Origin of the sequence: Nocardia fusca NBRC 14340 (genome assembly GCF_001618425.1) — a bacterium.
GTDB lineage: Bacteria > Actinomycetota > Actinomycetes > Mycobacteriales > Mycobacteriaceae > Nocardia > Nocardia fusca.
This window is the reverse complement of the sequence record NZ_BDCU01000040.1, coordinates 22,263-49,113: the sequence shown is the minus strand read 5'-3', so window position 1 is coordinate 49,113 and position 26,851 is coordinate 22,263. Positions and strand designations below refer to the sequence as shown.

23 protein-coding genes are annotated in these 26,851 nt (G+C 66.3%); 5 read left to right on the top strand and 18 right to left on the bottom strand.

From position 1 onward, the window contains the following. Positions 1-49: 49 nt before the first annotated feature. Entirely contained in the window at positions 50-3,424 is a 3,375-nt protein-coding gene (locus NF4_RS25265; RefSeq protein ID WP_063129872.1) for an ATP-binding protein, read from the bottom strand. Between the two features lie 494 nt (positions 3,425-3,918). Here NF4_RS25265 and NF4_RS25260 point away from each other — a divergent pair, with 494 nt between their 5' ends. Next, positions 3,919-4,821 carry an OST-HTH/LOTUS domain-containing protein gene (locus tag NF4_RS25260; RefSeq protein WP_063129871.1) on the top strand — a complete coding sequence of 301 codons (903 nt, stop codon included), beginning with the start codon at positions 3,919-3,921 and terminating at the stop codon, positions 4,819-4,821. A 128-nt stretch (positions 4,822-4,949) separates the two neighbouring features. Here the strand turns inward: NF4_RS25260 and NF4_RS25255 are convergent, their stop codons facing one another. Beyond that, entirely contained in the window at positions 4,950-5,624 is a 675-nt protein-coding gene (locus NF4_RS25255; RefSeq protein ID WP_157120575.1) for a glycosyltransferase, read from the bottom strand. A 100-nt stretch (positions 5,625-5,724) separates the two neighbouring features. On the opposite strand from NF4_RS25255, the gene NF4_RS25250 reads away from it, so the two are divergent. Further along, positions 5,725-5,937 (top strand): hypothetical protein, encoded by a 213-nt coding sequence (locus NF4_RS25250; RefSeq protein WP_063129870.1) that lies wholly within the window; start codon positions 5,725-5,727, stop codon positions 5,935-5,937. 198 nt (positions 5,938-6,135) lie between these two features. On the opposite strand, the gene mobF is transcribed toward NF4_RS25250, so the two are convergent. The 5 genes from mobF to NF4_RS25225 form a co-directional block, all read right to left on the bottom strand. Beyond that, positions 6,136-11,742, bottom strand: coding sequence for a MobF family relaxase (mobF, locus tag NF4_RS25245; protein ID WP_063129869.1), 5,607 nt, complete (start codon positions 11,740-11,742; stop codon positions 6,136-6,138). Between the two features lie 301 nt (positions 11,743-12,043). Then, positions 12,044-12,433, bottom strand: a complete 390-nt coding sequence (locus tag NF4_RS25240) for a hypothetical protein (protein ID WP_157120573.1) — start codon at positions 12,431-12,433, stop codon at positions 12,044-12,046. 92 nt (positions 12,434-12,525) lie between these two features. Continuing rightward, positions 12,526-14,115 (bottom strand): hypothetical protein, encoded by a 1,590-nt coding sequence (locus NF4_RS25235; RefSeq protein ID WP_063129867.1) that lies wholly within the window; start codon positions 14,113-14,115, stop codon positions 12,526-12,528. Between the two features lie 404 nt (positions 14,116-14,519). Further along, positions 14,520-15,029, bottom strand: coding sequence for a hypothetical protein (locus NF4_RS38785; RefSeq protein WP_063129866.1), 510 nt, complete (start codon positions 15,027-15,029; stop codon positions 14,520-14,522). A gap of 571 nt (positions 15,030-15,600) precedes the next feature. Next, positions 15,601-16,566, bottom strand: a complete 966-nt coding sequence (locus NF4_RS25225; protein ID WP_198165475.1) for a restriction endonuclease — start codon at positions 16,564-16,566, stop codon at positions 15,601-15,603. A gap of 158 nt (positions 16,567-16,724) precedes the next feature. Between NF4_RS25225 and NF4_RS36855 the strand changes: the two genes are divergently transcribed. From NF4_RS36855 to NF4_RS25210, 3 genes are read left to right on the top strand one after another with little or no spacing between them, the layout of a single operon-like run. After that, complete coding sequence (locus tag NF4_RS36855) at positions 16,725-17,288, top strand: tyrosine-type recombinase/integrase (protein ID WP_369690951.1); 564 nt, start codon at positions 16,725-16,727, stop codon at positions 17,286-17,288. Then, a complete protein-coding gene (locus NF4_RS40140) occupies positions 17,285-17,443 on the top strand; it encodes a hypothetical protein (protein WP_198165473.1) in 159 nt (52 codons plus the stop codon). The genes NF4_RS36855 and NF4_RS40140 overlap by 4 nt, the downstream gene beginning before the upstream one ends. Continuing rightward, entirely contained in the window at positions 17,430-17,822 is a 393-nt protein-coding gene (locus tag NF4_RS25210; protein WP_063129862.1) for a DUF6262 family protein, read from the top strand. The genes NF4_RS40140 and NF4_RS25210 overlap by 14 nt, the downstream gene beginning before the upstream one ends. Before the next feature lie 94 nt (positions 17,823-17,916). Here the strand turns inward: NF4_RS25210 and NF4_RS25205 are convergent, their stop codons facing one another. The 11 genes from NF4_RS25205 to NF4_RS25155 all read right to left on the bottom strand — a co-directional run bounded on the left by NF4_RS25205 (position 17,917) and on the right by NF4_RS25155 (position 26,793). Beyond that, entirely contained in the window at positions 17,917-18,387 is a 471-nt protein-coding gene (locus NF4_RS25205) for a single-stranded DNA-binding protein (RefSeq protein ID WP_063129861.1), read from the bottom strand. 43 nt (positions 18,388-18,430) lie between these two features. Beyond that, positions 18,431-18,748: a single-stranded DNA-binding protein gene (locus tag NF4_RS25200; RefSeq protein WP_063129860.1), complete on the bottom strand. Its 318-nt coding sequence runs from the start codon at positions 18,746-18,748 to the stop codon at positions 18,431-18,433. Between the two features lie 149 nt (positions 18,749-18,897). After that, positions 18,898-19,278, bottom strand: coding sequence for a YraN family protein (locus NF4_RS25195; RefSeq protein ID WP_063129859.1), 381 nt, complete (start codon positions 19,276-19,278; stop codon positions 18,898-18,900). Between the two features lie 430 nt (positions 19,279-19,708). Beyond that, the gene (locus NF4_RS25190) at positions 19,709-20,401 is read right to left on the bottom strand and encodes a hypothetical protein (RefSeq protein ID WP_063129858.1); all 693 of its coding nucleotides are present in this window, start codon (positions 20,399-20,401) and stop codon (positions 19,709-19,711) included. 87 nt (positions 20,402-20,488) lie between these two features. Continuing rightward, the gene (locus tag NF4_RS25185; protein WP_063129857.1) at positions 20,489-22,105 is read right to left on the bottom strand and encodes a ParB/RepB/Spo0J family partition protein; all 1,617 of its coding nucleotides are present in this window, start codon (positions 22,103-22,105) and stop codon (positions 20,489-20,491) included. Between the two features lie 41 nt (positions 22,106-22,146). Beyond that, a complete protein-coding gene (locus NF4_RS25180) occupies positions 22,147-22,386 on the bottom strand; it encodes a hypothetical protein (RefSeq protein ID WP_063129856.1) in 240 nt (79 codons plus the stop codon). Between the two features lie 21 nt (positions 22,387-22,407). Beyond that, entirely contained in the window at positions 22,408-23,385 is a 978-nt protein-coding gene (dprA, locus tag NF4_RS25175; RefSeq protein ID WP_198165472.1) for a DNA-processing protein DprA, read from the bottom strand. A gap of 62 nt (positions 23,386-23,447) precedes the next feature. Continuing rightward, positions 23,448-24,056, bottom strand: coding sequence for a hypothetical protein (locus NF4_RS38045; protein WP_063129854.1), 609 nt, complete (start codon positions 24,054-24,056; stop codon positions 23,448-23,450). A gap of 6 nt (positions 24,057-24,062) precedes the next feature. Next, positions 24,063-24,740 carry a hypothetical protein gene (locus tag NF4_RS25165; RefSeq protein WP_157120571.1) on the bottom strand — a complete coding sequence of 226 codons (678 nt, stop codon included), beginning with the start codon at positions 24,738-24,740 and terminating at the stop codon, positions 24,063-24,065. A gap of 95 nt (positions 24,741-24,835) precedes the next feature. Further along, positions 24,836-25,591, bottom strand: coding sequence for a class II glutamine amidotransferase (locus tag NF4_RS25160; RefSeq protein ID WP_063129852.1), 756 nt, complete (start codon positions 25,589-25,591; stop codon positions 24,836-24,838). Beyond that, complete coding sequence (locus NF4_RS25155) at positions 25,579-26,793, bottom strand: amidoligase family protein (protein WP_232330645.1); 1,215 nt, start codon at positions 26,791-26,793, stop codon at positions 25,579-25,581. The genes NF4_RS25160 and NF4_RS25155 overlap by 13 nt, the downstream gene beginning before the upstream one ends. Positions 26,794-26,851 lie beyond the last annotated feature (58 nt).

The window sequence follows — 26,851 nt, the reverse complement described above, 5'->3', positions numbered from 1 at the left end:
CAGCCTGAGCGTGGAGCACCACTGTGGTGCTGCGCCGCACCGTGGGTGGTCACTGGGCGCTGATGAAGTGAGCTTCGGCGGTCCAGTAGGGGTGGTCATTGGTAGTGAGTAGCAGTCTGCGTAGCGTGCCGAGGTCGATGTCGGCAGGCATGCCGGAATGCTCGTCGATGCCTTCAGGTGCCCCTATATGCAGGCGCGCGATCGGCGAGTTCGTGTTCGGTTCGCGGAGCTCGGCGATCCGGTCTGCGCCATAGGTGAGGTCGGTCCATTGTGCGAGGTAGACATCAGAAGAGCGAAGTCCTTCGATGTCACGGCTTGATACCGTCACCAGCAAGTCGGTGGCCGAGCTGGCCATAAGGTCGAGCGGTCTCCATCCAACAGGTGAGGCGAGGATCAGCCGCGCGGTCTTGTCCACGTCTTTGCATTTCAGCCAGTAATGCAGCCAGGACATGAGGTATTCGAGCGCTTGTGAGGACAGCACGTTGTCCGGCATCTGGGATGGTCGCAGGGAGTCTGCGGTCTGCAGGATCGAGTGGACACCTGTGTAGTCGCCCCGGACGCTGGCGTCGAACGCGGTCAGGAGAGCGTGACGGTATCGGTCGTAGTCACTGACGAGGAGACGATCACAGAGCCTGACGACTCGTTCGATGAGTGGCACGACCCGGCTGTCTTTACCGGTTACCCATTCGGTGAACAGCCCAGTGCCTGCGTCGAGCACGATGGTGCCGATCCCGGCCCGTACCTGTGGGTGGGCCGCCATATCCGTTGCGAGTTGGTCGAGCTGAGTCGATACATCCGCGAGTCTTCCGAGGTAGGTCAGCGTTTCGATTCGGTAGGCGGAAACAATCATGCGGGGAAAGTGTTCATGGGCCGGTAGCTGGCTGAGTGTCGCGTCGATCAGGGCCAGTGCTTCTGTGTCACGGTGGTCGCGCAAGAGGCCGTTGACCGCGCGGATGAGACCATGATGCGGCTCGGTGGCGCTGGACCGGAACGGTTCGGAAAGCGCATCGACCCGCCCTTTGAGGTTGATCAACTGGCTCGTATCGCTGTGATCGAATTCGGCTTTGGCAATGGATGTGGATAGCCAGGATTCGATACTGAACCGCAGGCTCTCTGCCTCCCAGTGGGCATCCTGTGCTGCCGCTGCGGTTTCCAAGGCATCCACGGTGGCTTCGGCGTAGGGGTATATGTCGTCGCGGCTGCCGCCGAGGCGGGTCGAGCATTTGAACAGTTGGTGTGAGGCCTTGGCCTTTGCCCGGTGGGTGGATCCGGGGAATGCATCCTGGAGTTGGAGCGCCAGGGTCAGCCATCGCATCGCTTCGGGGATCTGGCCCTGCACGTCGAGGAGTTCGGCCAGATTGCCGGCCAGGACCGCGCACCACCGGAGTTTGTCGAACTGGTCTGCGCACTGTGTGGTGTGTTCGAGGACGGCGCGTGCGTGGGGTTGGATCGCCACGGCCTCGGCGTATCGCCCCTGGATGAGGTAGTGGACGAGCCATGATGTCAGGTGCGCGGCAGATCGGCTGACCAATACCTCGAGTTCGAATCGTTCGCGAACGATGCGCTGGATGATGTCGTTGATATCGATCCGGGTCCGTAGTTCCCGTGTGGATGTGTCCTCGGAGCTCTCGCTCTGGTCGATCAGCGATTCCGTGCGGATGCCGCGCACCGCACGGTCGACCTGGGGGAGTTCGTAGTCGGGGACCATGGCGGGACGACCATCATCGTGTTCGAGCAACTCTTCGGGGATCGCTGCCGTTGCGTAGAGAATTTGTTCGGGTATGTCGTTGGCCGCGAAGACCGACCCCATCCCGAGCATGATGAGTCCCGTTGTCGCGGCCGGATCCTCGGATCGAACCGCATGGTCGCCCAGACGATCGATACAGATATGGATCGCTGCCTGCAACGTGCGCGGATAGCCGTCTCGATCGAGTGATTCGTCATCGAGAACGTAGTCGTCGATATAGGCCAGGTAGGCATGCACTCCGCGCTCCAGCCTCGACACCGAGCCGAAGTGCGCCGCGACGATCTGAAGCGCGAGTGGCCATCCGTGGAACTTGTTCACGATGGCGTTCTCGGCGGCGATCGTGGAATCGGTCGTTGGGGTGTCGTGTTCGAGGCGCGAACGGAGCAGCTCGAGCGCTTGATCGTTGCTCATTCGCGGTATGGGGAGCATCCGGAACGCAGTCCAATGGACCGAGTTGTTCGACGTGATCAAGATGTTCGCCGCACCTGCCTGCGGTAGCCAGCGCTCGATCTGGGTCGGGTGGCGGGCGTTGTCGAACACGATGAGCCAGCGACCGGTAAAGGTGGAAACCGATTCTCGGAACAACCCGGCCAGCTCGTCGGCGGGACGCTGTTCGAGTCCGTCCAGACCTAGCGTGCGGCGTTGGCTGATGATCGAGGCGAGTATCGAGTCCGGTGATTCGGCGTTGATCCAGCAGACTCGATCGTAGGACTCTCGCGTGTTGTGGGCATACATCGCTGCCAGTCGGCTTTTACCAATCCCGGATCGCCCTACCAGCGCGCATCGGTGGGTCTTCCGGGATCGCACGTTATCGAAGCGTTCGCCGATCGCCGCCAGCTGTTCAGGCCGCACAACTCCTTCGCCGGAGGGGACATGATGGATCCCGACCGATGTCTCATCCAAGCCCACGCCCTCGGCGAGCAGGTGAGGGGACTGCGCAAGGAAGCCGGCGAAGGTAGCCAACGACACCTTCCGCACCGGCGCGCCACTGTAGCCCGGGTCCCTCTCCACGGCGCCCGCCGCGCGTCCGAACACCTCGGTGATCAACGAGTTCGTCAGTAGACGTGCGGCCCGGTCTCCCAAAGCGAGCCCGCGCGCGCCGCGCCACGCACGTATCCGCTCACTGATCCTTGCTCGGATCGCGGCGGAGGTCTCACCAGATGCTTCAACGCGGCATCGCCGAAGGCGGTCCACAGCATCGGAATCACCGACCGACGCGACGGCGGCGGTGGCCGCTTCGGAACCCGAGATGAGCTGCCGCAATCGCGACAGAAAAGCGTCATCGGACAGCGAACGCCGGTCCTGGCCGAGAATCTCGCTCAATTCGGCGATCCCGCGGCCCGGCCGGGCGTTGTTCGTCAACACGTAGCCCGGACAGTCGGCCGAGCGCGATAGCCGAACCAGCACGGTCACAGCGTCCGCGGCAGTCATCGTCCGGCTGGAGGGATCAACCGTGGACTTCGCTTGATGAACAGCGACAATGCCCCGTTCCCGATGGTGGACGGCGAAGTCGATGACATCCGGATCGTCGACCGAGACGCCGGTACTGTCCTCGATCCAGATCGACGTGTCGTCCGGCCATTGCCGCTCGATGAGCGTCAGAAACCACTCGATCGTGAACAAATACTGATAGAAGAGGCCGGAAGCTGCGCGAGCGCCCCCATCCATGCGCACCATACGAACAACCGTACGTCAGAGCCACGACATCCCCGGCCATGCAGCAGCGAGCAGACACAGCAGAACAGGCCACCCGGCGCAGCGCAACTCCACCATCCGGATGGATTCCCAGTGTGGTGAACAATTCGGTGCGACAGGAACTGCTGAACGCCCCTGGGGGATCAGCATAGCGAACCTGCCTCCTTATCTCTTGTGGTGGTTCATAATGACCGGAATCGGGACGTGGGCGAAGACTCCGCCGTGCACTCACGCGCTGTTCCCGGTGGCAAGGCGTGCTCGTCGGCCGGCCCGCCTCGGAAACAAACGACGGAAACTGTGAACACAAGCGACCGTTGCTCCGGCAACGGGAATTTCAGGGACGCACCCCGCGGACTCCTGAGGTAGTCGATCCAGGTGGTGAAAGGCCGTCGTACTCAACCATGCCTGGATACCGGTCGCGCGCGTTCGCGGCTGTGGTGCTTCGGGCATGGTTCCTCCCACCTAAGGAGCCTTCCGTGGCCGACACCGAATCCGCCGAACCCACTGTCGTTTCACTTCTGTATCGCACCATCGCCGAGATCTACCGGGCACCCGTCACCGACACCGCCGCGGTGCTGCTGTCGGGATGGAACGGGTTCACGATGCTCACGACCGCGACGATCTTGCTGGTCGAGCACTGGCCCGACCTGGAAACGATGCCCGACTGGTACACCTTCGCCCGCAACCACAACCACACCGCCTCGGCAGTGGCGGTGCAGTATCTGGAGAAGGCGCCGTCGTTGCCGCCGACCGACCGCAACCCGGAACAGGTCACAGGCTGGGCCACCCGTGCCGACGTCTCGAGCCGGATTCCCGTGCCCTACGACATCCGGTTTCTGCCCGACGATCTCGCCGAGACAGCGATAGAAGTATTCGGGTCACAGATGGTCATCGACCTGATCCCGAAACTCGGGCTCACACTCAACTTCGGCCTCTCTGCCGGTATCCCGCACGCACGCGATCCCCGGGACCGCAAAGCGCTGGCAGTAGGAGTGGCCATGTCCTCCCAGATCTGTGACTGCTGGGACGGGAAACTGAGCACCGTCGTCTCCTCCCCGAAACAGATGAAACGCGACGCAGCCGCGGCCGACGCGCACGAGTGGCGCACCGACGAACTCCGCAGCGACCGTGACCTGATCGACCTTCTGCGCCGCGCGATCGCCGACTGCCCCGACACCGACGGGTGGGCGGCGTTGCCGGAAATCGGTTCCGCGATCCGACGATTGGCCCCCGATTTCTGGTGTGAAACCTACGGCTACAGCGGGTTGACCCGGCTGATCAAGGCCACGCGACTGTTCCAGATCCGCAAAGGCCATCCCCGCACCGGCGGCTCGGCGCTCTATGTCCGAGACAAACGTTCCTGGGACGCACCCGCTTGACTCGGGGCGCCCGCGTGTCCTGAGCGGTCCAGGTCAGGGGTCAGGAAACAGTTCGTGCAGGACGGTGGCACGTTCGGCGATCAACCCGCGTAGGGCGGTGACCCGCGCGTCGAATCCGGGCGCGCGGGTCATTTGCCCGGGGTGTGAGCGTCGTACGAGCCCCGGGCGGGCGAGGAAATATCCGTTGGCCAGGCTGTCCAGTCCCGCAGGTAGTCCCATGTCCTCGCTGGCCGTAGTGCCATCCAGCCGCCCAGGGCGATGAGTAAACGCCGCCGGACGGTGAGGGTGGCGGGGTGAATCCGGAGTGCGCAAGAGTCGGCAGCCCACGCGGTGATTGTGGTTCCGCGCGGGAGGAGGCCCTGGTCGCGGTTGTCGTGCCAGCCGGTGAGCGTGCCATCCGGGGCGAGGTCCAGCACCGCGCTGGCGGTCCAGCCCACCGACGGATCCGCCGACAGCATCGCGATCGCGTCCGCGAGTGCAGTGCCGGGCAGCTGGTCGTCGGCATCGAGGACCCGCACGAACTCGCCACGGTAGCGGGCCAACGCCGTGGTGCGCGCGACCGCCGGCCCACCACGAGGCTGGCTACCGGGCCGAACACGGCGATCCTGTCGCGCCTCGGCCGGTAACGGTAGCTCGTTGTGATCGGTGCCGTCGGATTGAACAGCCCACTCCCACTCCCAACCCGCCGGGAGGGTCTGCGTGCACAGAGACCGGTAAGCCTCGGCCATATGCTGCGCGTCGACACGGTAGGCGGCGGTCACCACGCTGATCACCCGGGAAACCGGAGTCGCACTGAAGCTCACGAGCACCGACCGTAGCCGCTACGCTGAACCGGCCAGCGCCGAGGAACCGCCGGTGCGGTCGCGATCGATAGCGGATGAACCCCGGGAAGGAGTGGCCTGCATGACCGAGCGCACGCGCCTGGCCGATCTCCTTCTGGCCGCGGCTTGTGTCGGGATCCCGTGGATGGCCACCCATCTGTCGATGGCGGCCAGAGACGAGTTCCGGCTTGATCTGGATCTGGCGGGCGTGGTGATCGCTATCGCCGTCCTCGTGGCCTGTACCGCGGCGGGTTACGCGGCGCTCCGCTGGTACAGCGGTTCCGGGAATCCGTAGCGACCAGACAGCCAGGCGGCGAGCCGCGAGACATGTGCGCGGGGATCCGGTATCGACAGCAGTCACCGGGTGATTCCCGGGACTATATGGATAGGAATGGGCGGCGGGTCGCGCCCGATCTGGTCTCGGATCCGGTAGCAGGTCCAGTCTTCGCAGGCCGTGTCTCTATTCGAGTGGGGTCGACCAGCTTCGGTGCTGCTACAGACAGGGATCGAGATCGGGCTCGTAGAAGCTCGGCTCGGCGAAGCTCTCCGGCTCCGCGTCCTCGACGTTGGTGACAGCGCGGATACTGCGTTCGTATCTGTGCTGCTCCGGAGTTAGAGCGCTCCGGCGCTCCTGTTCGCCGCGGTACGCGGTGAGCTCATGCTGGATATCGTCGATTCGGTTGGTGATCTCGGTATCGAGTTCGTCGGTCGGCTGGTCCCCGGGGTGATACATCGCGGTCTCGGTGTCAACGAGGGCAAGACGTAGCTCGAGCTGGTCGATGTGCTGGTCGAGCTGTGCATCGGAGAGCACTAGTAGTGGATTGTCCGGGGCGGGTTGGGCGGATGGGTTGGTATCTGGTTCGGGGAATGGGTGTGCAGCGACCCAGTCCTCAATGGCGGCGCGGTGGACGAAGGAGCCGTACCAGTCGCGGCGCAGCATCGCGCGGGCGGCAACTGGCGTGTGGTTTTCGGTGATATAGGTGCACCGGGTGTGGATGTGGTCGGCGGGGTCGTGGTCGGGGATGCCAGGGTGGCCGGTGTCGCGGCAGTCCTCGCACAGTCCGTCGTCGCTGCGCCGTGGTGGGGTAGGGAGGGTTTCGGCCGGGGCGCGTTCGATCCCGCAGGACACACACCCGAACCTGCGGGTATCGGGCACGGCAGCGAGGTCGAAGTCGAGTACGTAGGCATCAGGGGTCGGGTCGGGGGCTTCATCGCGGCGGTGAGAACGAGGATGCAGGGTGTCGCGGGTGGGCACACGGGCGGGTGGATCGGCGAGGGCGGTGCGATCGGGCAGCTCGAAGGGAGAGTCGTCGCGGTTGTCGAGGTAGTTCTGGACCAGGTCGCGGCCTGCCTGTTCGTCGGCTGGCAGAGGTTCGCTTCGTTGCCTGGGTGTTGCGGGTTCGTGATCGCGCGCCGCACGGTCGCGGCGGAAAGTGCTTGGTCGGCTATCGGTATCGGGTTGATAGGTGCGAGGGTCCGCTGTCGGAGTGCATGCGCGGATGAGTGCGGCCTGGTCCGGGTACCGGGTGGCGGCCCACTCCAGGCGGGCCCGCGCGACCGGGTAGGCGTTGCGGTACAGGGTGTCGGCGACAGCGGCGATGATCCACTTCTGGTCGGCGGTCGCGCTGCGTGAAAGGCGTTGGAAGGCCGCAGTGGCGTCCTCGACGCGGCCGGCGGCGAACATCTGCGCCACTGCGGTGATCGTGTCGGGGAGAGCCGAGGTGTGGGTTCGGTTCGCGGGATCTGTCGCTGATGTGGAGGCCGGGTGCGGTTGTGGCTCGGGTTTCATGCGTGGTTCCTGATCGTGTTCGGGGCTGGTGGATGCGGTACTGCTGGTGGGTTCCGGCTGGGTTTCGGTGGTGTGCGGTGGTGTGGTGAGGGTGGGGAGATGGCGCAGCAGTGCGTCGATACGCCACGCCAGGGCGGCAGCGAGCTGGTCGGGCCGTAGTCCGGGGGCCTCATCGGGTTGGGCGCTGGTGAGCAGCTCATAAGCGGTGGCCAGCAGATCGCGTGCTGACCAGGCGGTGCCGGTGGCGCGGTCGACGGAGGCGACGAGCCGGGGCCACGCCGGGTCTTCGGTGACCCGGTCGGCGGTGTAGTGACCGAGAACTGCGTGGAGGTCGGATAGCCAACCTGGCCGCAAGTGTCCGGCGGTGAGTGTGTTGTCGAGGGCGGAAGGTTCGAGTTCGAGCCGGGACCACAGGGCGGCGGCGGGCATTTCATCGGGAAGTGGACGTGTGGCGGCGGCATCGGTGAGCAGGGTGGTGATGTCGATTCCGGCGCGGTGAGCGACGTCGATCTTGTCGGCGATGACGGGCCAGTAGGGGTCGCGGGTGATCCGCGGTTCGAGTTCGTGGGCGAGTGGGGACCACAGATTGGTGGGTAGGTGGCGGTCACCGAGACACGCGGTGAGGCGGGCGTCGAGGGTTTCTTGGTGTTCGCGTTCGATATTGCTGTAGCGGCGGGGTCCGGTCGGGTGCGGTTCGCGGTCTTTGATGTGGAGGCTTGCGCGCCACACGGCCAGATCGGCGATCAGGTCCTGGTTGATGCCGATCAGAGGGCGTGCCCAGTGCGGGGCGGTGGCTGGAGTCCACGTTTGGGTGGTGGTGCGGATCTGGTCGGCGAGGTCGGCAACGATGCGTTCGCGTGCCCGCAACTGTGTGGCGAGAGGATGGTTGTCGAGGCCGGCGGGTAGTCCGTGTGCCCAGGGGAGCGGCCCGGCCGGGAGGGAGTGCGCGCCGGTGGGGTCCAGGCGCCAGTCGAGTACGGCGGCGGGGTCGATGGCGGTGTCGAGTTCGCGTTCGGCCGCAGCCGTCGTTAGTGCGTCGATGGGGTCGTGGCCGGAGAGTGCGATGAGCGCGAGGTGCTGGCGCAGAACCGGGTAGGCGGGGCTGTCGGTCAGATGGGCACGAACCATTTCGGCTGTGTCGTCGAGGCGTTGGAGCTCGTCGGCACCGAGTGCGTCTTCGGCGGCCAGGCCCACTTGATCGAGGTAGATATCGAGTGCGCGCCCGATCCGGCGATGTGGATCGAGAGCGTCACGGAGCGCGGTGTGCGCAGACTTCTGTGCTCCGTCGTGGTCGAGAATGTGGAGGAGGACTTCCACGGCGGTGCGCGGGTAGATGGCGGGTTCGGTCCAGAAAGAGCCCTCGCTGCCGTCCAGCGCGGTCGGGACATATGCGTGATTGGCGTGCCGGCCGCGGGTCATCGCGACATAGAACTGTTGACGGGTTTCGCCTCCGGTGAGCGCGATATGACAGGTGTCGGTGGTGATTCCCTGCGCGGAATCGATCGTCGCCGCGTACCCGAGACGCACATTCTCGGCCACATAATCGGCGGGAAGCCGCACACTGTCGCCCAGTTGTGTGCCCGAGCGCAGGTGTTGGGCGGTGATACTTCCGTCGTCGTGAACGGCGGTGACGGTCCAGGTGTAGCCGTTGCGCACCCAGTCGCGGGTGCCGAGTCGTAGCGTCGAATCGTTGCGGCGGGTGCGGATCGTGTCCCCGACCGAGGCGCGCAGCTCGTCGGTCAGCGCCACTTCCGCGCCGGTTTCACTGCCGTCTCGGGTGAGGCGATCGACGCGGGCGCGCGCGTTGAGCGCAGTCACGGTGTCGTGGGTAGCGGCGAGCATGATGGTGTCGCGGCCGTTGAGGTGGTCGTCGATCCAGGCGGTGTAGGCATCGTCATGGGTCGACCCCGTGTGTCCGCCGTGGATGCGACCGTGGTCGAGATACCAAGCCAACGCGCTCGGATCCCCGTCGCGCAGTTGCACGCTGCCGGTGGCTTCCCCGGCTGAGGCGAACCGCACCACATGGGTCAGAGTGAGGGTGTTCTCCGGCGCGGCGTTGTGCATGTCGATGTCCGCGCCGCCGGCTTCGATCGCCGGCAGCTGCCGGTCGTCGCCGATACAGCGGATGGTCGCGCCGCGATCGGAGAGGAATTGCAGCAGGCGCAGCCGTTTCAGATTGCCGACCTTGACGTGCTCGTCGACGATCACGAGCGTGCCGGCGTCGATATCGAGGATCCACTGCGGCAACACAGGCGGTCTCTCGGCGGCTCGCACGGCGTTGTCGACGCCGGGTTGGTGTTGGTTGAGGACGTGCAGGACCTTGTCGACGGTCTCCACCCGGGCGCCGATCGCCTCACCGAGTTCGGCCGCTGCGGAGGCGGTGGGAGCTAGTCCGAGGACGGTGCCGTTGTTGTTGTGCCATGCGGTGGTGAGCACGCGCATCGCGGTCGTTTTCCCCGATCCGGCGGGGGCGTTGGCGGCGTGGACCCGCAAACCGGAGGTGGCGAAGCCTTCGATGACCGCGGCCTGGCCCGCGTTGAGAGGCCGGTCCGGGTGCGCGGTGTTGAATTCGCGCACCGCGGTGGCGATGTGGTCTGGTGCGAGTTGCCGTCCGCCTGGCTGAACTGCGAGGCCGATGAGCTGCTGCTCCACCGACAACACCGCCGCCGAGGTGTAGAGCCGGTGCGCGGAGTCGGCGTAGACACTGCGACCGTCGCGGCGTTGAAACGCCACCGGCACCGAGGCCAGTTCGGGTTCGTCGGCGGTATCGGGATCGCCACGCTGCACCGACCGCGCGGGCGAGAGCGCCTCGGCGGCGACCGCTTCGGCGGCCCACTCCCACTCCTCGGGCTCTATGCGTCCGCGGAGCTGCCGCTCTGTCTCCGCCCGGATATTGGTGTTGCGCCAGGTCGACCGCTGCGCCGACACCACCTCCAACACCCGGTCGGCAGTACGGGAAATCCACTCGGTCGTGGCCGATATCCGCGGTGTGCGAAGAGGATGCAGAGCGACGGTGACGATTTCCGCGACTGCTTCGCGGCTGCCGAGAATCTGCACGGCTTGGGCGCGCCAGGTGCGGCGCTGCTCGGCCAAAGAACGACGCAGGTGCTTGGTGGGCCGGGTTTCGAGAGTGGCGCGTTCGGCCAGGTCATACACCTCACCAGGCGTGGGCTCACGCCCGAGCTCACGCTGGAACATGGCTGAGAGTTCTTCTAGCCGACGGGTGATGTCGGCGTCGCGGCGTGACCACGAGTGGATGACCTGGACGGGGATGCCGATGATTTCGCGGATCGGGCGCTTGTCGGCAGCGGTATCGGGGCGGGTGGCGAACTGGACCCCGACGAGATGTTCGAGGTGATGTTCCAGGCGGGTGTTGTAGATCTCGGAAACCGTGACCAGCGCCCGGTAGATATCGGCGCCGTAGAGGGTTCGCCAGCGTCCGTCCAGGGTGCGGACCCGGTTGGCGATCAGGACGTGGGTGTGCAGGTCCGGGTCCCCGGCTCTGCTGTCGCGGTGGTCGAACCAGGCCGCCACGATGCCGTCGACATCGACGTGACGGATCCCGTTGCGGCCCAACCGGGTGCCCACGGCATGTCGTTCCAGCCATGTCAGGGCGTCAGTGATCGCCCGCCGATGCGCGTCCTCAACCTTCTCCGACACCGCCTTCGGTGTCAACGCCCACAGCACCGACACGCTCTTGACCGGAGAGAACGTGATGTCGAATCCAGCGACCGCCGCCGTCTTCGGGCGCGAGGCCTTGGCCACCCACCCCGACAGCTCGCGTGCATGCAGGGGTGCGCGCCCGTACTCGTCAGTGAACATATCGAACGCGACATGGGTGCGGATCCGGATATTTTCGGATTCGGGAATCGCCTCGTGTGGGTCCAATCCGTGTTCGGAATTGTATTCCTGGAAAGCTTTCGCGCACCGTTTCCGGAACGCGGAATTCTCGGAATAGACCCGGAACGGATTACCTAAACGGGTGGCTTTGTCGGCGGCGCGGACCGCGTCTTTGTGTTTCGCGCCGAGCCTGATCTGCTCGTCATAGACCGCGGCTTCCATGGCTGTGGCGTTCGGATGCCGACCCAACCCGAACAGGGACTTCATCTGATCTTCGGTGACTTCAGCACCCGCGGTGAGGTCGAGTGCGGCCAATCCGGTACCGTGCCAGTGGCCGGGGGATTCGCCTACGGCGGAGTAGTAATCGGCCAGGCTGGAGCGGCCGCGGGAGTCGGTGTCGTTCGCGGCTACCTTGCGCAGGTAATACTCATAGCCATTGCCTGCCACGACTTTATGAATCGTCGCGGTCATACCCCCATGAAGCACCCATTCCCGCAACGAATTCCAGAGCCCGGATTTGCCTATTTTGTGGCAAATCCACCGAAACCCCTGGTCGTTATCGAATCGTTACCCTAGATGAAAGAGGTCTGCCTGGTGAGAAGGGGGTGGAGGAGGCGATTTGGGGGTGAGATGCGGTGTGGAGGGGTGATGAGTTGGAGGTGAGGCAGGGGGTAGTGGCGGGTGTGTGGTGCGGTATGGGGTGGGGAGCCACGGATACGGAGTGAGATTCCGTATCCGTGGCTCCGGTGGACGGTGGTCCGTCGACGCGTCGTCAGAGGCGTGGGCTCCAGAGGGCGGTGTCGAGGTGCCAGCCGAAGGAGGCGCACCCATATGAGCGGTCGTCGAGGGCGACGACGTCGCCGACCGACAGCGAGCGCAGGCCGCTGTCGTACCAGGCGCGAGTGTGCTGCTGGTCCTCGGCGTGCAACGGGTGGTCGTTGAACATGGCGAAGACACGATCGAGGACCTCGAGGTCGTCGACAGCGCGCGGGGCCGGCAAGGTGAAGGTGTAGGCGAGCACGAGCGGTGCGCCGGGCTGGTACCCAGAGAAGGCGACGCGACTGCGGTTGAGGAACACCCGTACCTGTCGAACCACGACGGCGGGAGGGCGGCGGCCGATCGTGAACACGCGCGACGCGAGGGAAGTCAGACGTTGACGCAACAGGGTCTCCTGACGGTGAGAGGGTGGCGGCCGGTCCGCCGCAGGAGGTGTCACCGCGGCGGACCGGAGTACAGGAGGGGTGAGACGACAGGTCAGGCCGCGCGGCGGCCCGGCTCACCTCCGGTGGCGACGCCGAGGTCGATACGGCACTGGGTGCAGTAGTTGTCGGAGTGCACGATCGCGGATCGGGCGCAGGCGTCGCAGCGGCCGATTCGCTGCCCGGCCCCGAGCGCGGCAGGCCGCCGCCGACGCGGTGTCGCCGGTCGCGCCGCCCGGCGCGGTTCGGGCGCGTCGAGGTTCATCGCCATCCAGCGCGTGATGAGCCGCCAGGTCGGGCCGGTGTTCGCCGCGGCTGCGCGGACCCGGTCCAGTAGTGCCCGCGCCTGGGCGGGGTGGGTGGCGGCGATGTGGGCGCAGCGGGATTCGACGAAGTCCCGCACTCCCCAGGGGGTGGTGAGTGCGGGGATGCCGGGGTGGCCGTCGGCGCGGCACACATCGCAGAGCCCGTCGTCGCTGACCGGCCGATCCTCGCGCATGTGGACCGAGCGGCGCTCGCTATCGGGCCGGTCGATCCAGCACCCGACACACGGCCACCCGAGGTAGGGGACCATCGCGGCGAGGTCGTAATCCAAGCCGGAGCCCTGCCACGTCGATTTCGGGACGTCGAGTTCGCTGTAGGGCAGGAAGATGTCGTAGTCACTCGGGATCGCGAGCCCGGTCCGGCGTGCGGCGAATCGCATCTGGTCGGCCGTAGTGATTCGCGGCCGCCGTGCGGGTCCGCGGCGCCGCCGCGACCGGGCCGGGCGTTCGTCGGTCGTTCCGGTGTCGGCGCCGTGCTCGCGCAGAAACGCTGATGCGCGATCGTCGAGCGCGGTGTGGCGGCCGGACCGGACCCGGGTGGTGGCGGGGGTTTCGGGGTCGAGGAGTTCGCGGTCGCGGTCGGTGTAGTTTTCGGCGACGTGGCGGATGTAGCTGCGGTCCCACAGTTCGGCCTGCACATGCGACCACACCGCCTGCGCGGGTTTGCGCGGATCCGGAACCGCTTCGGTGTTGCGGGGTTCGTCGGCGGTGTCGATCGCGTAGAGGCGGTGTGCGGCGTAGGTCGCGTACTCGCTCTCGTAGCGGCGTGCGATACGCAGGTCGCGGTCGTGGTGGCGCAAGCTCACCACTGCCTCGGGTTCCGGTGCGTGTGTCTGGGTGCGGGCGCGGCGGGCGGCGATGGCCTCGGGTCGCAGCCGCGCGGCATCGGTGGCCGGGGATGGTGTGGCGGTGAGGCGTTCGCGGTCGCGTTGGTCGCGGATGGAGCGGCGCACCCATTCGGCGGTCTCGATCGGAACTTCACTGATCTCGGGCATGCTGGGGATGTGGAGGCCGGGGTCGGTGTCGGTGGTGTAGTCGATCACCATCGCGCGAAGCTGGGGTCGGCTTTTGGCCATCCACCCGAGCTGACGCGCCGCGACCGGCCAGGGGGAGCGGGCCAGCAGGTCCGCGGTCCGCTCCAGAAACTGACGTTCGGCCGGGGTGGCGAGGGTGAGCGCGAAGGTGAAGTAGCCGCGGGCTCGGTCGGGGTCGGTGTCGAGCAGGTAGTCGACCTCCCACAGTGCCTCGGCGAACGGCGACACCCCGGTCTCGCTATCAGCCTCGGAGTCGATGGTGGCGGTGGCATTCGCAGCAGTAGTCATCACAATGTCCCGTCTGGTCGGAGAAACGACGCAACCCCGTACCGGGGAAGCTCGCGCGCGATGGCACGAACCCCCGACACGGGGCTGGGTGGCTGGTCGGGTGACCCGCCTGAGTGCGACCAACCAGGGTGGGGGCCCGACACGGCGCAGGGAACGCGCCCAACCGGACAGCACCGAATTTCCGCGCACTCCCATGCCTACCGGCGGTGTCATGGAGGTCGAGGCGCCCGGGGAAATTCGGTGGTGACCGGGCGCGGGCCCGGAGCCGTGTCGGGCCCCCACCCTGGTAGCACTCGGGAAGGCGGGGCAGCCGACCAGACGGCCAGCCCTCCCCACCACCACTTCTTGAGAAGCCCGCCGGCCGAGGAGACCGGTCCGGCAAGGACGCGGACGCGGCGAAGCGCCTAGGCTTCGGCGGTCACCGCACCCACTGCCGCCGATGCGCCGGCGCGGACCGCCAGCGCGTCCTCCAGTCGGGGGAACGGCCAGGGCCGCCGCTCGTACTCGACTTCATGCAGGTAGGCGGGCTCGGTCTCTCCGAAGGAGTAGCGGCTCGGCACCGGGGTGCGGTAACCCGGTGTGGCGGTGTAGATCGCTTCGCGCAGCCGCGTCATCCATGTGTGGGCGTCGCTGTCGGCCCAGCCGGGGTGTTCGCAGGATTGGTAGACGTAGCAATCGACGGCTTTGAGCACTGCTACGGGGTCCAGGTCACCTTCGGTGGTGTGCAGGACGTAGCGGTCGCGCGGATTGGATTCCCGGTATCGGTGATCGACCGAGCGGACGTTCTCGTCCCACAACAGCTGACCCAGCGCCCGGTAGTCGAGGCGCCGGGCGTCGTTCGGGGTGATGCCGTATTGGGCGATCGCGTTGACCACCACGTCGATGTGCCCGTTGCTCACGATGAACGCCGACATCGCCTGCCTCCCTCCTCATCAGGACAGCCCGGTTAGAACCCGGGCGGGTTGCTCCACGCATCGCCTGCGGTGGCGCCGACCGGCTCCCGGGTCGTGCTACCGTTCTGGCCGGTGAACTCAGCGCCGCGGCGGGTGTTGCGGCGAATGGTCGCGGTCGCGTGCCGTAGCGAGGGCTGGCGTCGTCGACCTCGAGTTCGGTGATGCTGCGGGTCTGCCCGTCCGCGGTTTGCCACGACCGCTGTTTCAACCTGCCGAGGACGATCACGCGTGATCCCCGTGTCACCGTTAAGTAGAGCTCCTAACCGAGTGTCTTCGACGTTCAGTCGGTTAGGAGCTCGATGAGAGTCGCTGCTATATAGACACTGGGTCGTGTGGTGTCTATGTCGTGGAGGGGAAGTTCGTTGTCATGGAATCGGCAATGGCACAGCACCACAGTTCGGTCGAGGCAACGACTCCGGTCCTCGCGGCTATGCCTGGGGTGGGTGGGATACAGCTCGGAGGCAAGCGGCGAGGAATCATTGCGACCGATATCGGCCAGGTCCTGGGGGTCTGGCTGGGCGACACGGAGCGCTCAGCTGGTTGGTTCGCTCTGATCGCGTCCATCGACTCTCGGACTGTGTAGGTCGAGCAGGTCGAAGATGCTGTCGCCCCAGGTCGCCCAGCATTCCAATTGGTGGCCGTCCATCAAATGGATTCCCTGGCTCGCGGCGAATCCAATCGCGCGCGATGAGAAATGGCTGTTTGTGACAATGATTGCGATGTCAGCTTGATAGTGCGGGCGGGCGGTGCCGTTCACTGCATACACGATTTGAGGACCGATTGGACCTTTGTGCCGGATCTTGCATTGGACTACGACCTTTCGCTCGTCCGGGCACAGTGCCACAACGTCAATCGCATGCTCGTCGGGACCGCCGCTGTCCCGCAGGACGGTCAGACCGTCTCGACGCAGCAACTCGGCGGTCAACCGCTCTAGCTCCGGCCCCTCGAAGTGATCGATGGTCGATCTGGATACGGACTTGCCGGACTCCAGGAACGCGAGTCGGCTCGTTTCCAGCGCCTCCAGCTCAGTCATCCGCCGATTGGTTGATCGGAGGCTGCGCCCCACTCGGCCGTGTGCGTCGCCCGAGGCGTTCCAGCTGTCGCTAATTACGTTGAGCAGCCCACCCGCATCCGCATCGTCGGTGAATCGAGACATGATGTCTGTCCCGAACATGGCGCGCAGTTGATCGAACGTCGACGCGGCTTTGTCTCGAAGCGATCGGACCGTATTCAGTTCGGTCTCGCACACATTCAGATGCGCCTCGAGCGCTGCGACCAGTTCACGTCGAGTGCATGTCCACGCTTTGCCGAATGGACTCTCCGACTCCAAATGGGCGCGGCAGCGTTCTATGTGCTTGTCGGTGATCCATGCTTCGTCCTCGGCGATCGCGTCCAGCATCAGTTTCGCCGCTTGCCCCTCGAGGACCCACAAGTACGCCGCCAGTACGTTGTCTGAGTCTGCATTGCCGATTTGCCCGCCTATGTGCTGTCTCAGCACGGTCTCGTCGTACCTGATGGGTCGCACTCGGGTAGGGCGCAGAAGCAGACTCGAGTCGGAGTCAGAGCAAACGGCAGTCTCGATTTTCACTTGCGGGAGGCTACAAGTCCGAACCGACATATCTGCTGGCCGAGAAGGTCTTCACGCGGCAGCGAGCGGTGCTCGAGCGATTCCCCGGCGGATCGCCGTGGTTGTTCCCGGCGATCCACAGCAATATCGACGGCAGCCGATACGCCAGTGGCACGCGGTTGCGCCAGCAGTTGGAGCGGTGGCTCGAGGAGTTGGACCTCGTCGACGAGCACGGTCGGCCGATCCGGGTTACCTTCCACCAGTTCCGGCACACGGTCGGGACCAGGCTGATCAACGCCGGTGTCCCGCAACCGGTGGTTCAGGCGTTGCTCGACCACATGTCCCCGGACATGACCGCCATCTACGCGCGCGCCTGCACAACGAAACACTGCGTGAGCACTGGCTCAAGGCTGTCAAGCTCAACGCTGATGGTGAACCCGCGACGATCACCGCCGATCACCCCCTCGCCGACGCGGCCTGGGCGAAGCTCAGCATGGTCCGCGCGAAGGTCACCCTGCCGAACGGATACTGCGGCGCCCCGGTCCAAACCGACTGCGAATATGCCAACCCCTGCCTGGACTGCCGATTCTTCATCACCACCACCGAATTCCTCGGCCAGCATCGCCGTCAACGCGAGGACACCGCACGCATGATCGACGACGCCGAAGCCGCCGGGCACAGCAGGGTCGCTGAGAAAAACACCCGGACCCTGATCAAGCTCGACACCATCATCGAAGCGCTCGAATCGGCACAGGACGGCCAGATCGTTGCCGGAGGGAAGGTCGAAGAACTCGATGCCGCCGGCTGACAACACCCGGTTCCTGCTCGAGGCCACCCATCGGCGCAGCGCGGACGCGCGCCAGCGGGCCGAAGCCGCGATCACCACAGCTGCCCGCGGCGTCGGTCGCGTCACCGTCGCCGGCATCGCCAAGACCGCCGGCGTTTCGCGCTCCTGGATCTACACAAAAGCCGACCTGGTCGACGCGATATCGGCTCTGCAACGACGGAACCCGCCAGCGGGCCGGCCGACACCGAGCTCAGCGACGATCGAATCGCTGCAAACCCGACTAACGGCAGCCAACGAACGCAACAAACAGTTGCGCACCCAGGTCGCGCAGCTGACCGCCCAACTCGAAACCGCATACGGCGAACTTCGAGCCCTCCGCAACGCTCGGCCGCCCCGATGACCCGGGGCTCCGGCACCGCCAACGCTCGACCGGAGCCCCGAGAGCACCAGAACTGCGGTTCGTCGCCGCTCGCGGCCATCGGCGAAACCTCCAGTTACAGCGCGCCGGCGAATGCGGCCTCTCCAGTCGCGGCTGAAGCCCACGGATCGTCGCCGGAGGCGCTGCCACCGGAGCCGCTGCTACCGCTCACATGGCCGTTTCTGCTGACCCGGTCGACCTTTGCGGTCGCAAACACCAACGAAGCACTGACGTCGTCCGCCCGCACCTCGACCACAGTGCGCTTCTCGCCTTGCTGGGTGTGGAAGCTTCGCTGCATGAGTCGCCCAACCACGACCACTTTCGCGCCCCGCGTGAGGCTCTCCGCGACATGCTCGCCCAGATCATTCCATGCGATGCACCGCAGGAACAGCGATTCACCATCGATCCACTCGCCGGTCTGGCGGTCGAAGCGGCGCGGCGTCGACGCCACCGTGAACGACGCAACCGGCTTACCCTGAGGCGTGAACCGAAGTTCCGGATCCGCTGTCAGGTTTCCTTGAACCGTGATGACCGTGTCTCCAGCCATGACGAACTCCTTCTTCCAGATAGTCGATTGATCTACTGACCGGTCAATGCACAGAAATCGGTGCAGCGCGGAAAGCGCTCGACATGGACATGTCCATATCGGAAATGAGCTGGTAAGAGGCGCGTTTGCTTCTGGAGATCCAGATAAGCACGGATTCGGCGAGGTTCTTCGCGGTTTGGCGCCAGGCGGTGCAGCGGGTGAAGATCGGGTCGGCGTCGCGGTACTCGCCGGCGGCGCGGTCGAAATAGCGTGGCGTCGAGACGACGGTGAAGTTCGCGACCGCGTGACCGGCCGGTGTGAACTTCAATTCCACATCGGCCGCGAGGTTCCCCTTCAGTATCAGCAAGGTGTCCCAGGACATTTGTTCTCTCCTTCACTCAAAGGGGTGCTGACACAACGGCAGCCCCGCACGCCAGAGGCTCGGGCGCGTCGGTGTCGGCCGCCGCGAACACATCGATGGAATCGACAGACTGGGCCCGAGTTCTGTGCTTGGGCCTGTCCGACCGGCGTCTAGAACGCGCCCCGGTGGTGCTCGATCGTCGGTTCACGGTCGGTGTGGGACCTGATGGTGAGGACGTCGAAGCGGATGCGGTGGCGGGGCCCGTCGTGGTCGGTGAGCCACAGCAACGCGAGCCGGCGGATCCGCTGCTGATCGTCGCGCGATATCGAGCCCGCGGTGAGCCCGTCGCCCGACCCGGACCCGATCGCGGTCCTGACGGTGACGAAGACGGTGGTGCCGGCATCGCGCGCTACCAGATCGAGGACGCCGTAGGGGCTGTGCCAGCGGCGGCATACGATGTCGAAACCTGCGGCGCGTAGATACCGGGCCGCCAGTTCCCTGCGGGTCGCGCGGGGGTCGTCGGGGGCGGTCGTGCGGGGATCATCAGGCATAGCCGACCACCAGGGCGGTGAACACGAGTACGGGCACTGAAACCTCCTGAGAAATGGGAGACGGCTGAACACATCTGGCTGTGACTTGCGGCCTCGGGCAGAACCAGGGAACGCATCGCGCCCAGGGCGGGTAGTCAGAGCCACCTGTCTTCGGTGGGTGCGACGTCGTACGAACTGCGCAAACGGCACTTGCGATTCGGCCGGATAGTGTGCCCGGGCCAGCGCTTCGGTCGGCCGGACGGCAGCAGTGAATCGTTCGAACTCGGAGCCGGAGCAGGCGAGGACAGTCAGGGTGTTGTGACACCAGTTCGGCACAAGAACTCCTACAGAAGGAGCCGGGGGCACCGGTGGGGTGGCCAGTACATTCCGGGTGCCTGCCTGGGAAGCAGGAGGCGAGCCCTAGGAGGCCGTAGCGGCGACTGAGGCACAGTTATCCACAGACGCCGTGTTTCGGGTTTCGGTGTGTGCGCCGGTTCGCTATCGTGGAGTGGGCGTCACTGGGGGATCGGGGGATTGACCGCAAGCTTTCGTTCCTTGCAGGACGCCCGTCACTGGCGGGGCCACTATCCCCCCTTGAAAGCCGGTTGCTGGTGTGGCGCGGGTGGGTGCGCCTGATATGAGCCCCCCTCCAAGGGGCGCACCCGCCTTCGCCGTGGTCATTCAGCGGCCGGCCGTTTGCCGGTGCGGCCGTGGTGAACGAGATTTCGAAGCGGCCGGGCATCGCGGTGATGATCAGCCACCCGTTGTCGGCGGTGTAGTCGCGGATCAGTCCGATGAGGGTGTGCCCGTCGGAATACTGTTCGGTGAGGTCGATGTATTCGTGGAAATCATCACCACCGACCGGAGTCGCGCCGACCTCGGGCCCTGTGCCCGGTCCCCAGCCCAGGGCATGCACCGTCAGCGGGTCCGAATCCGGATCGGCGGGGTCTCGTTGCTGGCGAGGTACTCCGTTGCTCCAGAGGTAGGTGCCGTCGTTTTTCGTCCAGATCATGGACGGCGCCGTCGGAACTTCGTCGGCGGCGAACGGACAGCGGGAATGCTCCCTCGCCGCCATCGCGTGTTTGGCGACCGAGATGACCTCTTGTAGAAGGAACCACAAATCGATCGAGTCGGCGTTGCTCACGGGTTGAAATTCCTTCTTGAGGTCGCGGCGGACAGTGGCCGCGCTACGGCCCGCGGCAGGGGCGACCGCGGGCGGCAGGGCGGCAGGTCAGGCGGGGGCGAGGTCGATATCGGCGGGTTCGACGTCACCGAGGGCGGCGTGCTCGACGTCGACCAGCCCGAACTCGTAGGAGTCCCCGATGGCGTCGAGGAAGCGCAGGTACCGGCCGGTGGCCGCGGTCGGGTGCCGCCACAGGGTCTTGTCGATGTCGGTTTCGTGGACGGCGAGCTCGATAGCGACGCTGATCGTCGCGGCCCGGTTCTCCGAAGCGTCGTCGATCGCCGCGAGCAAAGCGTCGCGACCGCCGGACAACCCGAGCAGTTCGGTCACCAGTGCGAGGGGTTTGGGGGCCAAGCGGTGAGCGTGAGCGCGTGCCACGAACGCCGCTGCGCCGGCGGGCGCGGTGGCTTTGGCGACCAGCTTGGGCAGCAGGTCCAGACGGCGGTCTTTGGCGGATTGGCCGCGCCGGTTGAGCTCGCGCACCATCCGCCGCTCTCGGGTCGCGGCTTCCCGGGCGGCGACCGCTTGTTCGGCGGCCAGCCGTGTGTGCTCGGCTACCTCGGGGGCCGGGTCGGTGAGCCGGTGCAGGCCACTGCCGGACAGCTGTGCGGTGGGCAGGTAGTAGTGCGGGGACCACCGGTCGCGGTATTCGACAGTGTCGGCATGTCGATACCCGTCTGCGGGTGTGGCCTCGGAATCGCTGTCGGTGTTCCAATCGACGGCGTCGTAATCGACGATCTCACCGGTGGTGGTGTCGACCAGCAGCCCGTTCTCCTCCACGGTGAGGTACACGACCCAGCGATCCGGGTCGGCGAGGATGGTGGACTCGGATACCGGTTCACCATCGGCGCTGGCGAGCAGCTCGTCCGGGACATAGGCGGCCTCAGCACTGCCGGTGTCGGGTTCGTTGGTCAGGACACCGAAGCCGTAGGTCGCCCACGGCAAAGCGGCGTGGAGCAGGTCGCGGGTTTCGGCGCGTTCGGCGTCGATCTGGTTGCGGGTGTAGGTGAAGTTGTAGCGGGTGGCGCGGGACAGTCGTTCGACGGCGTCGGTGTCGCCGAGGTTTTCGTATTCGGCGATCACCGCCAGCTGGTCGAGACCGAACTGGTGACCACCCAGCAGCTGCTGCGCTGTGGCCGAACGCCCGATGGCCGCTGACCGTTTGACCTCGGCGCGGTTGGTTTGCAGGCCTTTGGCGACTCGGGTGACCGACGCGCCGAGGTCGAGCATCTGCGCGACACCGGCCGCCCGATCTCGGGCGGTGAGCGGAAGGCGGCGGTCGTTGAGGTTGATCTGGGTCAAGGTCCGCGCGATACGCCGCTCACGGTCGTCCCCGGTGGGGGCGTCGACGATCCATACTGGGATCTCGGCGAGTCCGACCTCGCGGGCGATCAGGACGCGCAGTTGTCCGTCGATGGCGTGGACGGTGCCGTCGGGGTCGCGTTCGGCGCGGATCGGCAGACCGACTCCGAACTCCCGGATGGAGGCGATCTGTTCGGGGTGATCGGCCAAATCGTAGGTTGTGCGGACGTTGTCGGCGATCAGCACGTCGTCGGGGTGCATGTAGGCGGCATCGGCCGGCCGTGAACGGTTCTCCGCGGTGGCTTGTGTGGAGTCGGGGGTTTCGTCGGGGTCGGTGACAACGGTGAGCGAGGTCGAACTCAATGTGGGCTCCTTCGCGGGAGTGGATTCGCTGGGTTGGTGTGTCAGGCCGCGGTGGCGGTGGTGCGGCGGGCGACGTTGACTGCCGCCAGGCGCAGGACTCCGTCGTCGTTGAGGTAGGCCCAGTGCCGGGCCCGCCAGTCGGGGGATTGCTGCTGCCACCGGTCGACGACGTCGGTGGCGGTGGTGGTGAGTGCGGTGGTGGGTCCGGCGTAGCCGTAATGCTCGAGGCGGTCGTAGTCGGCGCGGGTCAACGTGCGGGGATCGGAGAACGATTCGGACACGGGTTTACCTCCAGTGGTTGGTCAGGGGGAATTGGTCAGGCGGGGCGTGTGGTGTGGTGTAAGCGAGACCGGTGAGCTACGGCGCAGGCCGGGAATCGGCTCGCCGACGATCGCGCGCAAGGTTTGCTCGGGATCGGTCGCGAGCAGTGCGTCGCCGGTGGCGATCAGGTCGTGACACCCAGCAGAAGCCGCCGAATGAATGGGGCCCGGGACCGCGAATACCGGCCGCCCGAGCGTGCGGGCCCAGTGCGCGGTGTTGCGGGAGCCGCTGCGGATCCCGCACTCGGGGATCACCACCGCCCGCGACAAGGCGGCGACGAGCCGGTTCCGTTGCAGAAACTGTGATTTTGCCGCGGGGGACCCGGGCGGATATTCGGAGACGAGCAGCCCGTTTTCGCGGATCCGGTCGAACAGGCCGGCGTGGGCGGAGGGGTAGGCGCGGTCCACACCGGTGGCCAGGACCGCGACCGTCGGCGTCTGGCGCACCAGCGCCGCGCGATGGGCTGCGGCGTCGACACCGAATGCGCCACCGGCGATCACGGTCCATCCGGCGGTGGCGAAAGTCCCGGCGTAGTCCGCGGCGACCCGGACGCCGTAGTCGGTGGCCGCGCGGGCCCCGATCACCGCAATCCGATACTGCGTGAAAAGGTCCAGGCGACCGGCGCCGCGGACCCACAGCGCGACCGGGCTCACCGTACCGGTACCGGGGGTATCGAGGGCGTCGAATTCGTGACGCGGCCACTGCTCGTTCTCACAAGTCAGCAACTGAGCGCCGCACCGGTGCGCGCGGTTGAGGTCCTCGGTGGCATGGTCCCGCAGGTTGGGAGGAAACCCGCCGGCCGCACCGGAGATGAGGTCGGCTGCGGTGTCCTCGACATCGCGGGTGGCGAGCAGTTCGTGGACGGTGACCGGGTCGGTGAGCGCGGCGCGGGCTGCCACCGCCCACGCCAGTTGCCGTCGCGGTTCGGGGACGGTTGGTGGGGCGAGGGTCGTGGACATTCGGGGCTCCTGGAGGTTGCCGGGGCGAGAAGACGGTGAGGGTTTGTCGACGCGGGGCCGGTTCAGCGGGTGGACGACCCTCGGTGGCGGCCGATCACCGTGGCGAGCTCGAGGGCGAGGTCGCTGTCGGCGGTGAATTTCCATTCGACGGTGCCGCCGGCGCGCACACGCAGTTCTCCGGAGACCGGGTCGTCGAAGGATCCGAACCGCAGCCTGTCTTCCCCGAAGGGGGTGACCGAGACCAGCCTTTTGCACATATCGGTGAGGACCTGGCTGCGCCGGATCCGCGCGAGATCATCGCGGTGAGCGCGCTCACGGCACGACGCGAGCAACGTTTCGTGTTCGGGTAGCAGACGGCGGCTGATGTCCGCGGCGATCTCGGTGGGTGTGCGGGTGGCGGCGACGGTGATCTGCTGGTGGCCTTCGGCGACGGCCAGATACTGGTCCAGATCGCCGTAGTCGGTGGTGATCTGGTTGCGTCCGTGCTCGCTGCGCCGATGCGAGTCATCACCATGGGCCAGGTTCAGGCACTGGCCAACGGGACCGTGCAGCACCGTACGGTGCAGGCCCTGGCCGCTGCGGCCCGCGGTCCAGCCGGGCCCGAGCGCCTCCGCGACCCGAGCAGCGAAGTCGCAGAAACTTCTGGTGCGAATCGGTCTCGTCCGCGCCAAGGCCGGTCACGAGAGCACACCGCCTTCGCCGAACAGGGTGCGCACCACGATCAGCGTGGCGAGCAGGTCGACCGGCTGCCGATCCCCGGTGCCGGGCGCGGCGTCGCGGATCCGGTGGAGGCTGCGAAAGCGCAGGTCTCGTAGGTCGATTCCGACGATCGAGGGCTGGTGGTCGTTGCCGGGATCGGTGATGATGCGGTAGTCGGATAATCCGATCTCGACCCGGTACCAGGCTTCGGCGGGTTGGCCTTCGCGTGGGGTGTGGTTCGGGTCGGGTTCGCTACGGCCCCAGGTCCGGCAACCACATGCAGGGTCGTCGCAGCGGGTGAACTCGTCCCGGACGACCGGGTTGTAGCGCTGCATTTGCCCGGCCAACATGGGACACATCCGGGTCGAATACGCGCCGCAATCCTGGTGGGTCGCCGGTTCGGGGGTGATACCGCGGAGGTAGTCGGCGGGGCGCAGATGCAGCACGGCCGGGTCCTCGAGTGGCTGGCCGCAGATCTGACACAGTCGGTCCACCAGCGCGGTGAGCAGCCGTGCGGGATCGAGCTGACCCCACACCGGCCGGGAACGATCACGATGGGCCACGGTGATATAGGGGACCGCCATGCCCTGAGCGGTCGGTGAACCCGCCAGCCGCTCGGGAACATCGTCAGAGCCGTTGGTGGGGGAGGAATTCATGATCACCTCGAATTCGGGCGCGCGAGTGCCGCGCGGCGGGATCCGCGCGAAGTGCGCTCGCACGCGGGTCTGAGAGGCCGGAAGCCGGGTGTGGGTCAGGCGGTGTCGTAGAGCCAGTGATCGAGCTCGAGGTCGGCGTAGCGTTCGAGCCCGTCGAGATCAGGGCACACACACGCGGGGAACGGTCTCCGGCATTCCTCGCAATGCCCGCACGTGGGGCAATGCGGCCCGAACCTGTCGGGTTCGTATTCCCCGCAGGCCTCGCAGCCGGCCTCGTCGAGCCAGAGCCGCCAGCGGTAGGTGTCGTTGGAGTACCAGGAGCCTTCGATCCAGTGCCCGCGATGTTCGTTGAAGATGTAGGCGGGGTGTTTGTAGGCGGGGTCGACGGTGAGCAGCACGAGCTTGTCGCTGCCCAGCCATCGCTCCAGACGCTCCCGGCCGGCCCAGGAATCCAGTGACCCGAATGGCTGGCGGGGCAGGAAGTCTTCGGCGGCGATGCGGGTATCCGAGCGCGGATCCCCCTTCGCCGGGTGGACGTTGTTGGGGAGGATCCCGTTGTGAGCGAGCACGGTGCGCTGGTCACCACCCACCGCGAAGGGGTGGCAGTTGCTGAGGTCTTCGACGCCGTGGGTGGCCAGCCGGGAGTGAAACAATGCCGGGCCGTCCGGATGGCGGGTGCGCAGTTTCGTGAACTCGGCGATCAGCTCGGGTGCGTCGAGGCTGTGGCCGGTCAAGATCTGGTCGCCGGCGTGGAGGGCGTAGCCGTGTCCGTCGGGGTTGACCAGCGCGCCGCGCAGCAGCAGGTCGGTGTCGGGGGTGATCCCGGGTTTGATGAAGGTCAGGATGCACATGCGAGGTCCTCGAGCTCGGAGGTGAGGGCGGCGTAGTGGGGGCGTGTGGCGATCCAGGCGGTGAACGCCGCCCATTCCCAGCCGCGTCGGCGCGCGATCTGCGCCGCGGTCAGCCCGCGCGTGTATTCGACCGACGCGTCGGCGAAGGCGAGCGCGGCCAGGACCTGCTGGCGGTGCAGGGAACTGGCGAACACGCGCAGTTCGAAGGTGTCGGCCGGGCAGACGTTGATCGCTTCGTAGCGCAGGCCGTTGCGTCGACCGCGGGCGTAGTCGGCCATCCGTTCCCGGGCATAGGTGCCGAAGTCGGCCCACTGGGAGGTGTCGCGGCGTGCCAGGACGGTGACCGGGTCCTGGTTGCGGTAGACGAACTTCATCCACCGATACGCGTGAGCGGGACTATCGAAACCGTCGCGGGAAACATGCACGTGGATACCGACCGAGTCATCGGTGAAAGCACCGAGGAGCCGCAGCCGCGGGAGCAGCGACCACGGGAACTCGCTGCGCGCGTAGGAGTAATCCATGGGGTGGCAGACGAGTTCGAATCCGGAACCGTGGATGGAGGAGTCGGTCTTGAGGTAGCCGAGGTCTCCGAGTTCGGCGAGCGCGGTCTCGGCGGCCTCGACAAGCGCGTAGTTCGGGGTTTTCAGCTCCAGTTCCAGCCCGAGGAACAACCGACCGTGGCCGTGGAAGACCGGTTCGGGTTTGTAGGTGTAGTCGTGGATTCCGTCGTGGCTGGGATGATCAGGGGCGCACGAGGCGCAGTAGTCGTCGTCCCAGCGGATCAGGGTGGAGCAGTCCTCGCATTCGTGGTAATCCTCGAGGCGGCAGTTGCGGCAGACGTCATCACCGCCCTCGACCGGGTCGGTGCCGTGGCAACGGTTGGAGCAGTCATCGCAGACCGGGTAGTCCTCGGCGCAGCCTTCGCACACATCCGGACCGTCGATGATCGCGGTGATATGGCGGGCGTGCCGGTTGCAGTCGTCGCACTGCGTCCACCGGCGGGCGCAGTCGGCACACAACTCGGTGTCGTCGACGGTCAGCTGCGGGTCCCGGGTGCGTTCACTGCACTCGTCGCAATACACCGCGTCCGCGGCGCAGTCCGAGCACAACGACTCGCCATCGACCACGATCGGGTCTTGGTTGGGCGGGATGGTATGCGCGCAGTCACCGCAGGCGACCTCGGTGAGCAGGGCTGAGGGCATGGGCAGATCACGACCTTTCACAGGGATCGGGTCAGAAGCGCGAAAAACGAGAAAGCCC